This window comes from Curtobacterium sp. 260 (assembly GCF_030803485.1).
In the GTDB taxonomy this organism is placed as follows: domain Bacteria; phylum Actinomycetota; class Actinomycetes; order Actinomycetales; family Microbacteriaceae; genus Curtobacterium.
On record NZ_JAURUY010000006.1, the window covers coordinates 89806 to 102937 of the forward strand.

Here is a 13132-nt window from a genome sequence, read left to right on the forward strand (position 1 = left end):
CCCGGACCTCGGGCGTCCCGTCCCCGGCGTCCGTCGTCGGGGCCCGGCGCCCGCGGTCCGGCACCCGCGGTCCCGCGCCCGGCGCCCGGCGCCCGGTGTCAGTGCTCTGCTGCCGCCTCCCGGTCCGCCCGCCGGTCGGCCCGGCGTTCCCGGAAGCCCTCCACCACCGAGTACAGCGCCGGCAGCACGACGAGGGTCAACAGCGTCGAGGACACCAGACCGCCGATCACCACCAGGGCGAGCGGCTGCGAGATGAAGCCCGACTTCCCCGTGAGCCCGACCGCCATCGGCAGCAGCGCGAAGATCGTCGCGAGCGCCGTCATGAGGATCGGCCGGAGGCGGCGGGTCGCTCCCTCGATCAGTGCCTCGCGGACGCGGAGCCCCCGGCGGCGGTACTGGTTGACGAGGTCGATGAGCACGATCGCGTTCGTGACGACGATGCCGACGAGCATGAGCAGGCCGATGAGCGACGCGACCCCGAGCGGGATGCCCGTGACGATCTGCAGGAGCAGCGCACCGGTCGCGGCGAACGGCACCGAGAGCAGCAGGAGGATCGGCTGCAGCAGGCTCCGGAAGGTCGCGACCATGATCACGTAGACGATCAGGATCGCGACGAGCACGGCGAGCAGCAGCTGGCTGAACGCCGACGACTGGCTCGACGCCACACCGCCGATCGTCGCCGACGCACCCTTCGGCAGGTCGAGGGCATCGACGGCCGTCGTGACGTTCTGCACCGCCTGTCCGAGGTTCGTCGAGTCCGGTGTGACCGTGATGGTCGCCGTGCGGACGGCGTTCGACGTGGTGATGGTGGTCGGACCGTCGGACTGCTCGACCGTCGCGACGTCGGTCAGCGGGACCTCGCCGCTCGCGGTCGGGATCGAGAGCGACTTCAGCGCGTCGATGGTGGTCGGCGGCTCCGGGTCGGCGATGTACACGTCGAGGGTGGCGTCGTCGATCTCGACGCTGCCGGTGTCCCGCGGCGAGACCGCAGCGGCGACGATCCCGCCGACCTGGGTCTCGGTGAGCCCGCGCTCGGCGGCCTTCGTCCGGTCGACCCGGACGGCCAGGTACGGCTCGGCGGCGGACAGGTTGCTCGACGCCGCGGTGGTGCCGTCGACGCCGCGCATCTCGGTGAGGACCTTCTCCGCCGCGGTCTGCAGCTCGGCCTGGGTCGGCGCGGTGACGTCCACCTCGATGTCGCTCGACCCGCCGAAGCCGCCACCGGCGCTCGACAGGCTGACCTCGCCGACGCCGTCGATCCGCTCGATGCGGTCGCGGGCCTCGGACTGGATCGTCGTCTGGTCCACCCCGGCGTCGGTCGTGACGTTGTACTGCACGGAGGCAGATGCACCGCCGCCGAAGGCGGCCTGGATGGACTGGCCGCTCGACCCGATCGTGGTCTGCACGGTCTCGACGCCGGAGACGTCCTGCAGCACCCGCTCGACCTTGCGCGCGGCGTCCGACTGCTCGTCGAGACTGGTGCCCGGCTCGAGGTCCTGCGTCACGGTGAAGGTGTTCTGCCCGGAGTCGCCGAGGTAGTTCGTCTTGACGAAGGGCACGGCCGCTGCGGTGCCGCCGAGGACGACCAGGGCGAGCACGAGGACGAGCGCCGGGCGGCCGACCGCCCAGCGGAGGACGGGCAGGTACCCGCGACGCAGCCGGTCGGACGTCCCGGCATCGTGCAGGTCGTCGGCCGAGGTCAGCGTCCCGGTCGACGTCGGTCCAGCCGCCCCGGACGCAGCCGACACCGGTGCCGACGAGCCCGTCGCCACGGTCTCGGTCGACCCGGTCTCGGTCGATCCGGTGGTCGGCACCGCTGCGTGCCGGTGCGTCTTCGGCGCCCGGAGCCACCAGTACGCGAGCACGGGCACGATCGTCAGCGACACGAACAGCGACGCGAGCAACGCCATCGTGACCGTGAGCGCGAAGGGCCGGAACAGCTCGCCGACGAGCTCGGCGACGAACGCGACCGGCAGGAAGACCGCGACGGTCGTGAGCGTCGAGGCGGTGACCGCCCCGGCGACCTCGCGCACGGCGTCGAGCACCGCCCGCCCGCGGTCGACGCCGGGTTGCAGGTGCCGCTTGATGTTCTCGATGACGACGATCGAGTCGTCGACCACGCGGCCGATCGCGATGGTGAGCGCGGCGAGCGTGATGATGTTGAGGGTGTAGCCGGCGGCCTGCATGCCGATCGCGGCGAGCAGCACCGAGGTCGGGATCGAGATCGCGGTCACCAGCGTCGACCGCCACGACAGCAGGAACACCAGGATGACGACGACCGCGAACCCGAGGCCGAGCAGGCCCTCCTCCGCCAGGGAGTCGATGGACTGCTGGATGTAGGGCGCCTGATCGAACACCACGGTGAACTGCGGGTCGCCGGTGACCTTCGCCTCGATGCCGGGCAGTGCGGCCTTCACCGTCTCGGAGACGTCGACGGTGTTCGCCTCCTGCGTCTTCGTGATCGCGATGGTCAGCGCGGTCTTGCCGTCGACGCGGCTGATCGAGGTGCGCGGCGATTCCTCGATCTGCACCGTCGCGACGTCACCGAGCGAGGTCGGCGTGGAGGCGGTGCTCCCGCCCGCACCGCCGGTCGCGGTCGTCCCGGTGCCGGTCGCACCGGTCTGGCCCTGGCCCGCGGCCGTCCCGCCCGCGGTGCCGTCCCCAGAACCCGCGGAGCCGGTGGCCGTGCCGGTGCTGCCGGGAGCGCCCACGGCACTGCCGGAGTCCGTCGCAGCACCGCCCGTGGACGATCCACCGGTCGACGAGCCGGACGACCCGGACCCGCTCGAGGCCGTCAGGGGCAGCCCGCGGATGTCGTCGAGCGACGCGATGCGCTGCCCGGTCTGCACCGAGAGGGTCGTGCCGTCCTGCGTGATCGTGCCACCGGGGATCAGCGTGCCGTTGTCGTCGAGGGCGTCCGAGATCGACTGCGTCGTGAGCCCCCGTGCCGCGAGCTCGTCCTCGTCCGGGGTGATCACGATGCGGCGGCCGGGGTTGCCGAAGACGTCGGCCTGCCGCACGCCGTCGAGCTTCTCGAGGTCGGGCACCGCCGTGGCGTTCAGCCGGTCGACGAGTTGCTCCTGGTTGCCCGAGGCCGTGACGGCGAGCTGCAGGACGGGCAGGTCGTCGAAGGACCCGGTGACGATCTGGGTCTGCACGGTGTCCGGTAGCGACAGGGCGTTCACCGCGGTCTGGATCTTGTCCTCGGCGCTGGCCAGGTTCGACCCGTAGTCGAACGAGGCGGACACCACGCTCTGCCCGGTCGAGGAGGTCGCACTCGTCGACTCGAGGTTCGGCACGACCTGGATGGCCTGCTCGATCTTCGTCGAGACGTCGTTCGACACGACCTCCGGCGTCGCACCGGGGTAGGCGCTGACGATCGCCACCTGGGGGAACTGGACGCTCGGGATGAGCTCCTGCTTGAGGTTCGTCAGCGCGACGCCGCCGAACACCGCGACGACGATCGTGACGAGCGCGATGAGGGCGCGGTTCCGGAGGCTGAAGACCGAGAGGAGGTGCACGTGCCGATCCTCGCAGTTCCACCTGCGAACCAGACCGCCCGGCGCAGGTCCGTGGACGAACGTGCACCAGTGGACGACCGGGCGTTCAGACCACCGCGGCGAGCGATCCCCGGGCGCCTGCTGCCTCGCCACCGATCCGCGACCACGCGCCCCCGAGCACGTCGACCAGGCGCTCCCGGTCCGCGGCGGCCATCGTCCAGGGCACCCGGAGGAACCGCTCGAACCCGCCGTCGGGGCCGAACACCCCACCCGACGCCAGGAGCACCCCCTCGGCCCGCGCGGCCAGGACGAGTGCGCTCGACACCGGACGGCCGAGCCCGACCCACGTCGTCAACCCGCCTGCCGGCGACGGGACGTCCCACTCGGGCAGCCGGGCGCGCAGGCCGGCCACGAGCTCGTCGCGACCGGCGCGCAGGAAGGTGCGCCGCCCCTCCAGGACGGCCGCCGTGCGCGGCACGAGCTCGCGCGCGACGAGCTGGTCGAGGACCGGCGTGCCGAGGTCGCCCGTCGGGCGGGCGAGCAGCAGGCGCTGGAGGAGCTCCGGTGCGGCCCGGACCCAACCGATGCGCAGGCCGCCCCAGAAGACCTTGGCGGCGGAGCCGATCATCACGACCGAGGCGCCCGACGGGTCGGCCGCGGCGAGCGGCGGCGCGGGGTCCCCGTCGATGCGGAGCTCCCCCATCGTCTCGTCGGCGACCACGGTCGTGCCGGTCGTCGCGGCGACGTCGAGCAGCAGCCGCCGGGTGTCGGCCGTCATGGTCGCCCCGGTCGGGTTGTGGAGCTCGGGCATGACGTAGGCGACCGCCGGGGCCGTCCGGCGCAGGGTCGTCTCGAGCGCTGCCGCGTCCCAGCCGGCGCGGGCGTCGACGGGCACGCCGACGAGTCGGGCACCGGCCTCGCGGAAGGCCTCGTGCGCGTGCGGGTACGTCGGCGACTCGACGAGCACGGTGTCGCCGCGGCGCACGAGCACGCGGGCGAGCAGTGCGATCGCGTGCTGGGCACCGATCGTGACGACCACCTGCGAGGGGTCGGTGGGCAACCCGCGCTCGGTGTACCGGTCCGCGATCGCTGCGCGGAGCCCGGGGTCACCGACGGTGTCGTAGCCGATGCCGGCGAGCGCGGCGGGCACGGACCGGACCGCCCGCTCGACGGCGTCGGCGACCTCGGGTGCGGCGTGCAGGGCGGCCTTCCGCAGGTCGAGCAGGTCCCCGGGCACCACGCCGCCGAGTCGCTCGGGGTCGGGCCGACCGGCCAGGTCGCGCGGCAGGTGCACGACGCTGCCGGACCCGCGCAGCGACACCACGAACCCGTCGTCCCGCAGCCGGGCGTAGGCGTTCGCGACGGTCGTCCGGGAGACGCCGAGGGCCTCGGCGAGCCCGCGTTCGGCGGGCAACCGGACGCCCAGCGGCACCCGGCCGTCGATGACGAGCACGCGGACGGCGTCGGACAGGGCCTCGTAGGCGGGGGCGTCGGTGCCGTCGCGCCAGTCGGCCAGCAGGAGGGCGGCGGCGCGGGCACTGAGGGAGACCGGGGGCACGGGGCCACGCTAGCCCGATTGGCTCTCGACGGCCAGGCCAATCCGGCGGGAGCATCGGTGCATGCGCCGCTCCACCGCCCTCGTGCTCCGCTCCGTCCAGCTCGCCGTCGGGCTCTTCCTCTACGGCGCCTCGACCGCACTGCAGGTCCGCGCCGTGGTCGGCGTCGGATCGTGGACGGTCCTGACGCAGGGCCTGGAGAACGTGCTGCCCTGGTCGTTCGGCGTCATCACCGTGGCGTCGAGCGTCGTCATCCTGCTGCTCTGGATCCCGCTCCGCCAGAAGCCCGGCATCGGCACGCTCTGCAACGTGCTGGCGATCGGTCCGTCGGCAGACCTGGTGCTCTGGCTCGTGCCGGAGCCCGACGGGATGGTCCCCCGGATCCTGCTGTTCGCCGCGGGGCTCGCGCTGCTCGCCGTCGCGACGGCCTGCTACATCGGCGCCGGGCTCGGCACCGGCGCCCGGGACGGCCTGATGGTCGGCGTGCACGAGCGGTTCGGTTGGCCGCTGTGGCTCGCCCGCACGCTCATCGAGGTCACCGTCGTCGTGGTGGGGTGGCTCCTCGGCGGCGACGTCGGGGTCGGCACGGTGGTCGCGGCGTTCGCGATCGGCCCGATGGTGCAGCCGCTCATGCCGCTCTTCCGCCGCCTGCCGTGGTCCCCGCAACGCCAGGGCAGCACCCCTGGTGGCGGCGCACCGACTGCGGCTAGGGTCGCGCCATGCGACTCGGAGTGTCCTCCTACAGCTACGCCCGCTCGCTCCAGCGCGGTGCACTGACGATCCTCGACGTCGTCGACCGGGTCGCGGACGCCGGTGGCGAGCACCTCGAGATCGCCGCGGGTGGGTTCGGCGACGACCTCCCCCGGCAGCCCGAGCTCGTCGACCGGTTGCGCGAGCACGCCGCCGCCCGCGGGATCGAGCTCGCGAACCACGTGATCGGTGCGGACTTCTCGGACCCGGCGACCGTCGACGCCGAGGTCGCCCGCGTCCACGAGCACCTCGACGTCGCACACCGGCTCGGCATCACGCACCTCCGCCACGACGTCGTCCCCTGGGCCTGGCGGGACGCCGACCACGCGGAGTTCGAGCGGGTGCTCGCGCAGGTGGTGCCGGTCTGCCGCGCGGTCGCCGAGCACGCCGCGACGCTCGGCATCACGACGATGGTCGAGAACCACGGCTTCGCCTTCAACGACAGCGAGCGGATCCTGCGACTGGTGCACGAGGTCGACCACCCGGGCTTCCGCGCGCTGCTCGACGTCGGCAACTTCGTCTGCCTCGACGACGACCCGCTGCGCGCGGTGCAGCGGGTGCTGCCGGTCGCAGCGGTCGTGCACCTCAAGGACTTCCTGGTGCGCGAGACCCCGCCGGCGGCGGACGGGTGGCTCACCACGCTGGCCGGTCGCGCCGTCCTCGGCACGGTGGTCGGGCACGGCGACCTGCCGCTCGGACGGATCGTCGAGCGGATCGTCGCCAGCGGGTTCGACGGGCCGGTGTCGATCGAGTTCGAGGGACTCGAGGACGACGTCGACGCGGTCGAGCGCGGACTCGCGAACGCACGCCGCCTGTGGGCGGCGGCCGGTGGCTCCTGACGCGACCGCCCGGCGGTCGGGCCGCACCCGCTGACGGCCTGGAGGCGCGGCACCGGCCGGCACCGCGCCTCCAGGCCGTCGGCGGGTCGGGTCAGACGGACCGCACCCGCACCGTCTCGCCGCTCGCGGCCGACTCCTGCGCTGCCAGCACGATCGCCAGGGTCCGCAGTCCCACGGCCGCGTCGGGCTGGGGCTGCTCGCCGGAGCGCACCGCGGCGACGAACGTGTCGAGCATCGCGGCGTCGAAGTCCGGCCCGTAGGGCAGGACGACCGACCGGCCGCTCGCGGCGTCGAGCCCGCGGACGCTGGGCCGGAAGAAGTCGACGTCCACCGATCCCTCGGTCCCGACGACGGTGAGGGCCAGCCCACCCCACGTCGGCGAGGTGTCCGGACGGCTCCACGAGCAGTCGATCGCCGCGATCGTGCCGTCGGCGTAGGTGATGGTGACCAGACCGGCGGTCTCGGCCTGCGCGCGCGACGCGTGCAGCACCCGGTTCGTGACCGCCGTGACGGTCTCGGCCGGCGTGCCGTCCAGGAGCTCGTCGAGCAGGTCCGCGATGTGCACGACGTGGTCGACGATCGCGCCGCCGCCGGACAGTCCGGGTTCCGTGAACCACGAGCGGGTCAGCGGCAGCATGCCGTTGTTGGCACCGCGGACCGAGAACACCTCGCCGAGGCGGCCGGACCGCTTCGTCGCGGCGAGCCGGGCGAAGGTGCTCGCGAAGCGGACCGGGAAGGCGACCATGAGCAGCACGCCGGCGGCCTCCGCGGCGGCGCCCATCGCGAGCCCGTCCTCCCAGGTCGTGGCGAGCGGCTTCTCGCACAGCACGTGGGCCCCGGCGGCGGCGGCCTGTTCGACCAGGGCACGGTGCCGGGCGTTCTCGCTCGTGACCACCACGGCGTCGACCCCGCTCGCCAGCAGCTCCTCGACGGTGTCGACGTACGCGACCCCGAGGGCATCCGCGAGTGCACGACCGCGCAGGTCGACCAGGTCGGTGCCCGTCGAGGTGCCGTCCGGGTCGGTGCCGACGACCTCGACGTCCGGCATCGCCTGCAGCGCGGACAGGTAGGACAGGGCGTGCGTGTGCGCGAAGGACAGCACGCCGATGCGCAGGGCGGTCACGCCGTCGCCCCCTCGTGCGTCCCGGCCGCCGGCGCGGGCTCGAGGTCGACGGGCTGCCCCGTCGCGACCGACCGCAGCGCGGCGTTGACGATGCGGACCGCGGTGGCGCCGTCCTCGGCGGACACGCGGGGCACCGCGCCGCCACGGAAGGCCCCGAGGTACTCGCGGATCTCGAGGAAGTACGGGTCCTCGGCGGGGTCGAGCTCGGGCAGGTCGCCGCCGACCCCGGCTTCGTCGAGGAGCTCCGCCGTGTAGTTCCGCTCGGCGCGGGAGTCGTGCGACAGGGACCCGAGGGTGCCGGTCGCCGAGAACTCGGTGACGAACGGCAGGTGCGCCGGCCCCCAGATGCCCGCGACGTGGCTGATCGCCCCGGACGCGTGGGTGAGCAGCACGTGCGCCGCCTCGACCGGGTGGTCGACGGTGCCCTTGCGGACGTGCACCGCGCTGACCCGGACGACGTCGCCGGCGATCCACCGTGCGATGTCCAGGTCGTGGATCATCTGGTCCATGATGATGCCGCCCGAGAGCTCGGGGTCGGCGAACCAGGCGGAGCGGGTCGGGAACGCACCCGAGCGGACGAACCGCAGGACGGCCAGTTCGCCGAGCTGCCCGGCCTCGACCGCGGCCTTGAGACGGACGTACTCGGGGAAGTAGCGGACCACGTGTGCCGGGTAGAGCTGGCGACCGGCCTCGTGCGCGAGCCGGACCAGGTCGTCGGCGTCCGCGTCGGTGCGGGCGAGCGGCTTCTCGCTGATGACGTCCTTGCCGGCGGCGAGCGCCGCGCGCACGACCTCGGCGTGGGCGTACGTGGGGACGACGACGTCCACCACGTCGACGCGGGCGAGGAGTTCGTCGAGCGAGTCGACCACCTCGCCGCCGTGTGCTGCGACGAGGTCCTCGGCGCCGACCTCGGAGAAGACGACGACGTCCCCGATCCGGAGCAGGTTCGGCAGGTGCGCGTGGGCGATCACCCCCGCGCCGACGAGGCCGATCCGGAGTCGCTGAGCGGTCATGGGGTCCTCCTGGTTCGTGGTGGTGCGGTGTCCGTGGTGGGTTCGGCGCCGTGGGCAGCGGTGGTGGCGGCAGGCGGCGCAGGGGCCGACTGCGCTGCGGTCGACTGCGCTGCGGTGCGGGCGAGCAGGGCTGCTCCCGCCAGGCCGGCACCGGCGCCCGCGAGGGACTGCTCGATGCGGGGCGCGGGACGCCAGCCGAGCCGCGCGTCCACCGCGGTGCGCAGCGGGGCGAGCAGGCGTTCCCCGGACTCGCCGAGTCCGCCGCCGACGACGACCACCGCCGGGTCGAGCACGGCGGACAGGATCGCGATCCCGGCGGCGAGCGCGTCGACCGCGTCGGCCCAGACCGCGGCGGCCACGGGGTCGGTGTCCACGGCGGCGACGATCTCCTCGGTCGCGCCGTCGATCGTGCCGCCGGCCGCGCGGTAGCGCCGTCGGATGTTCCGTGCGGAGGCGTACACCTCGACGCACCCGCGCTGCCCGCACGTGCAGGGCTCGCCCCCCGGGCGGACGCACACGTGTCCGACCTCGCCGGCACCTCCGGCTGCTCCGACCACCAGGCGCCCGTCGACGACCAGGCTCGCGGAGACGCCGGTCCCGATCGGGATGAAGACCAGCTCGGCGACGTCCCGGCCCGCCGCGGTGCGTGCTGCGATCTCGGCCGTCGCGGCAGCGCGGGCGTCGTGCGCGACGGCGACGGGGACGCCGTACCGGTCGCGCAGGAGTCCGGCGAGGGGCAGGTCGTGCCAGTCGAGGTTGACCGCGACGACCACCGTCCCGGTCTCGGCGTCGACGACCCCGGGCGTGCAGAGACCGATGGCGGCGAGCGGGTGCCCGGCGGTGGCCGCGGCGGCGGCGAGCCGGTCGACGACGGCGGTGACGGCGGCGAGCGCCGGACCGCCCACGGTGGCGTCCGTGGCCGCCGCGTGCGCGTCGGTCGCCGCGACCGGCGCCAGGGTGGGGACGACCGCGCGGTCGAGGACGACGTCACCGACCCGGACCATCCCCTTGACGGTGGTGCCGCCGACGTCGACGGCGACGACCGCGCCCGATGCCTCCCGGCCGCCGTGCGAGCCCGTGCCCGCGGCGCTCATGCCGTCCGCTCCGTCGCCGCGCGGGCGAGTTCGTCGACGCGTGCCGGTGCGAGCACCTCGTCGATCGCGAGCACCGTCGCCCCGCGGATGCCGGCGTCGCGCGGGGACGAGCTCGCCCGGACGTCGAGGGCGTCCGCGACCATCGGCAGGCACGACCGGTAGAGCTCCCCGCGGATCGTCGCGACCAGGACGGACGACGCCGACATCGCCCCCGCCAGCACGACCTCGCTCGGGTTGCAGAAGTTCACGATGCCGGAGAGCACGCGGCCGATGTGCTCCCCCGCCCGGCGGAGCTCGTCGAGGACGACCGCGTCGCCCTGCGCCGCGAGCGCGAGCACGTCGCTCGTCCCGCCGACCTGCCGTCCGCCCGCGCGCAGCCGCGCCACGATCGCTCCCCCGGACGCCACCGACTCGAGGCAGTCCGGCACGCCGCAGGTGCAGCCGATCGCGGCCTCGCCGTCGACCGGGGTGTGGCTGATCTCGCCGGCGGCACCGCTCACCCCGCGGTGCAGGCGCCCGTCGAGCAGCACCCCCGAGCCGATGCGGGTGCCGAGCTTCACCGCGACGAGCGTGCCCGTGCGGTCGGGGCCCGGACGCTCGGCCAGGGCGATGAGGTTCGCGTCGTTCTCCACGAGGACGGGGGCGTCGGTGTGCTCGGCGAAGAGCTCGGGCAGCACGGCACCGTGCCACGACGGCTCGAACGACGGGGTCGCGATGCTGCCGCCCGGGTACGACACGGGCGCGGGGACGCTGATCGCGGCGCCGCGGAAGCGGGTCGTGTCGAGGCCGGCGTCGCGGGCGAGCTCGACGAACCGGTCCCACAGCGCGGCGACCGACGCCCGCGGGCCGGCGGCGACGGGCACCGTTGCGGCGCCGTGCTCGAGGGCGTCGGTGTCGGCGACGATCCGGCCAGCCAGGTCGGTGAGCACGATGCGCACGTGGTGGGCGCCGAGGTCGGCCGCGGCGACGAAGCCGGCGTCCGCCACGAGTTCGAGCCGCCGGGCACGCCGGCCGCCGCGGGACCCCTCGGCGCCGCTCTCGCGCACGAGCCCGAGCGCGGTCAGTGCGTCGACCCGGGCCGAGGCCGTGGACGGTGCGAGTCCGGTGCTCCTGGCGATGCTCGAGCGCGAGGTCGTGTCCGAGACGCGGATCAGTCGGAGGACGTCCCCGACGGACCCGGGGTTCCGGTCCATGTCCTGGAAGTGCTGCTCGTGCATGCCGACACTGTAGCGACGAAACGGTCGATTATCGAACGAAGTCGTTGCAGATTCGACTGTTTACTTTTGGTGATCGAACGGTAATCTGCTCGAAACAGCCGATTCCTAGCGTTCAACGACGAGCCAAGAGGAGGTCCGCATGACGAGTGCGGTTGAGAACCCGGCCCGGGTGCGTGTCCCCGGTCGACGGTCGTCCACTGCGGACGCGAGCCGGATGGAACGACGCGAGGGCCGAGCGGGCTACGTGCTCATCGCCCCGACGACGGTGCTGCTGGCGGTGTTCTACCTGTACCCACTGGCGCAGACCGTCTTCTACTCGTTCACCGACTGGAACCCCGCGTCCGGCGAGACGAACGGCTTCGTCGGCCTGTCGAACTTCACCGGGCTGTTCCAGGACGGCGAGTTCGTCCGGGCGGCCGGCAACACGGCGCTGTACGTGGTGGTCGTGGTGCCGATCACGATGGCCCTCGGGCTGTTCTTCGCGGCACTGCTGGCGCAGCCGTTCCGCGGTCGCGGCGTCTACCGGGCACTGCTGTTCGTGCCGTACATCGCCCCGATCGTCGGCAGCGCACTGATCTTCAGCTTCATCCTGTCGCCGCTCGGTGGTCTGGTGAACGGCGTGGTCACCGCGCTCGGTGCTCCCCCGATCGGCTTCCTGACCTCCGAGCCGTGGGCCCTGGTCTCGGTGATCGTGTTCTCGATCTGGCAGGGCGTCGGCTACACGATGATCATCTACTCGGCCGCGCTCACGAACATCCCGGCGTCCTACATGGAGGCCGCGACGCTCGACGGCGCCGGGCCGATCCGCCGCTTCTTCCGGATCTCGCTCCCCCTGGTCGCCCCGACCACGGGCTTCCTCGCGATCACCGGCGTGATCGGCGCGCTGCAGGTCTTCACGCAGGTCTACGTCCTGACCCAGGGCGGCCCGATCAACTCGAGCGAGACGATCCTCTACTACATCTACAACCAGGGCTTCGTGTTCTTCCACGGTGGCTCGGCCAGCGCTGCCGCCGTGCTCCTGCTCATCGTCGGCATCCTCGTCGCGGTCGTCCAGCTGCGGGTCATCAACCGCCGCGATCCCGTCGAGCTGAACTAGGACCGCCACCGTGACCCAGATCGCCTCCCGCACCCTCCCGGCGGACGCACACCGCGCCTCCCGTCCGCACCGCAGCCGCCCGTTCGGCGTGCTGTTCCGCAAGCACTCACCCGCCGTCCTGCGGCACGTCATCCTGCTCGTCGCGGTCGTGCTGTTCTTCGGCCCGTTCCTCTGGATGCTGCTGACGAGCTTCAAGTCCTCGGAGGAGGCACTCGCCTTCCCGCCGACCTTCCTGCCGCGGCAGTGGGAGCTGTCGAACTACACCGACATCTTCACCGTCGCCCCCTTCGGGCTGTACTTCTTCAACTCGACGGTCGTGGCGATCGCGACCACCCTCGGGCAGATCGTGACGAGCCTGGCTGCGGGCTTCGCGTTCTCGCGCCTGAAGTTCCCCGGCAAGAACATCGTCTTCGTCGTCCTGCTCGCCGCGCTCCTCGTGCCGTTCGAGGTCGTGTTCACGCCGCTCATCACCCTGCTGTCGTCGCTGCACTGGCTGAACAGCTACCAGGGCCTCATCGTCCCGAACATCCCGTCGATCCTCGGCACCTTCCTCTTCCGGCAGTTCTTCACGTCGTTCCCGAGCGAGATCGAGGACGCCAGCCGGGTGGACGGTGCCGGGGTGTGGCGGCGGATGTGGTCCGTCGTGACGCCGATGGCGACGCCGATGATCGGGTCCTTCGCGGTCCTGTCGTTCGTCTACAACTGGAACAACTTCTTCTTCCAGTTCCTCGTCGCGTCGCGGACGGAGTTCTTCACCGTCTCCGTCGGCCTCACGCAGCTGCAGTCCGCGAACGCGAGCCAGAGCTTCAACCTGCTGATGGCCGGCTCCACGCTGGCGATCCTGCCGGTCTTCATCGTCTTCATCATCTTCCAGAAGCAGATCGTGTCGGCCATGGCCGGCGGACTCCGCTGATCCCGCACCGCCCCTCGCTCCACTCCTCCTC

10 protein-coding genes are annotated in these 13132 nt (G+C 73.0%); 4 read left to right on the forward strand and 6 right to left on the reverse strand.

The features are described 5' to 3' along the window. Positions 1 to 98: 98 nt before the first annotated feature. Together J2X59_RS09385 and yczR are read right to left on the reverse strand one after the other, a co-directional pair. Complete coding sequence (locus tag J2X59_RS09385) at positions 99 to 3521, reverse strand: efflux RND transporter permease subunit (protein ID WP_326496491.1); 3423 nt, start codon at positions 3519 to 3521, stop codon at positions 99 to 101. A gap of 85 nt (positions 3522 to 3606) precedes the next feature. After that, positions 3607 to 5058, reverse strand: coding sequence for a MocR-like transcription factor YczR (gene yczR / locus J2X59_RS09390; RefSeq protein ID WP_326496492.1), 1452 nt, complete (start codon positions 5056 to 5058; stop codon positions 3607 to 3609). 61 nt (positions 5059 to 5119) lie between these two features. On the opposite strand from yczR, the gene yczE reads away from it, so the two are divergent. Next, positions 5120 to 5833, forward strand: coding sequence for a membrane protein YczE (gene yczE / locus J2X59_RS09395; protein ID WP_326496493.1), 714 nt, complete (start codon positions 5120 to 5122; stop codon positions 5831 to 5833). Further along, a complete protein-coding gene (locus J2X59_RS09400; RefSeq protein ID WP_326496494.1) occupies positions 5776 to 6645 on the forward strand; it encodes a sugar phosphate isomerase/epimerase family protein in 870 nt (289 codons plus the stop codon). Before yczE ends, J2X59_RS09400 begins: the two co-directional genes overlap by 58 nt. Before the next feature lie 91 nt (positions 6646 to 6736). On the opposite strand, the gene J2X59_RS09405 is transcribed toward J2X59_RS09400, so the two are convergent. From J2X59_RS09405 to J2X59_RS09420, 4 genes are read right to left on the reverse strand one after another with little or no spacing between them, the layout of a single operon-like run. Next, the gene (locus J2X59_RS09405; RefSeq protein ID WP_326496495.1) at positions 6737 to 7768 is read right to left on the reverse strand and encodes a Gfo/Idh/MocA family protein; all 1032 of its coding nucleotides are present in this window, start codon (positions 7766 to 7768) and stop codon (positions 6737 to 6739) included. Beyond that, a complete protein-coding gene (locus J2X59_RS09410; protein ID WP_271826259.1) occupies positions 7765 to 8781 on the reverse strand; it encodes a Gfo/Idh/MocA family protein in 1017 nt (338 codons plus the stop codon). The genes J2X59_RS09405 and J2X59_RS09410 overlap by 4 nt, the downstream gene beginning before the upstream one ends. Beyond that, positions 8778 to 9875 (reverse strand): ROK family protein, encoded by a 1098-nt coding sequence (locus tag J2X59_RS09415; protein ID WP_326496496.1) that lies wholly within the window; start codon positions 9873 to 9875, stop codon positions 8778 to 8780. The genes J2X59_RS09410 and J2X59_RS09415 overlap by 4 nt, the downstream gene beginning before the upstream one ends. After that, positions 9872 to 11092: an ROK family transcriptional regulator gene (locus tag J2X59_RS09420; protein WP_326496497.1), complete on the reverse strand. Its 1221-nt coding sequence runs from the start codon at positions 11090 to 11092 to the stop codon at positions 9872 to 9874. Before J2X59_RS09420 ends, J2X59_RS09415 begins: the two co-directional genes overlap by 4 nt. Positions 11093 to 11231: 139 nt before the next feature. On the opposite strand from J2X59_RS09420, the gene J2X59_RS09425 reads away from it, so the two are divergent. Together J2X59_RS09425 and J2X59_RS09430 are read left to right on the forward strand one after the other, a co-directional pair. Beyond that, positions 11232 to 12188: a carbohydrate ABC transporter permease gene (locus J2X59_RS09425; RefSeq protein WP_326496498.1), complete on the forward strand. Its 957-nt coding sequence runs from the start codon at positions 11232 to 11234 to the stop codon at positions 12186 to 12188. 10 nt (positions 12189 to 12198) lie between these two features. Then, a complete protein-coding gene (locus tag J2X59_RS09430; RefSeq protein ID WP_066652173.1) occupies positions 12199 to 13101 on the forward strand; it encodes a carbohydrate ABC transporter permease in 903 nt (300 codons plus the stop codon). Positions 13102 to 13132: the final 31 nt, after the last annotated feature.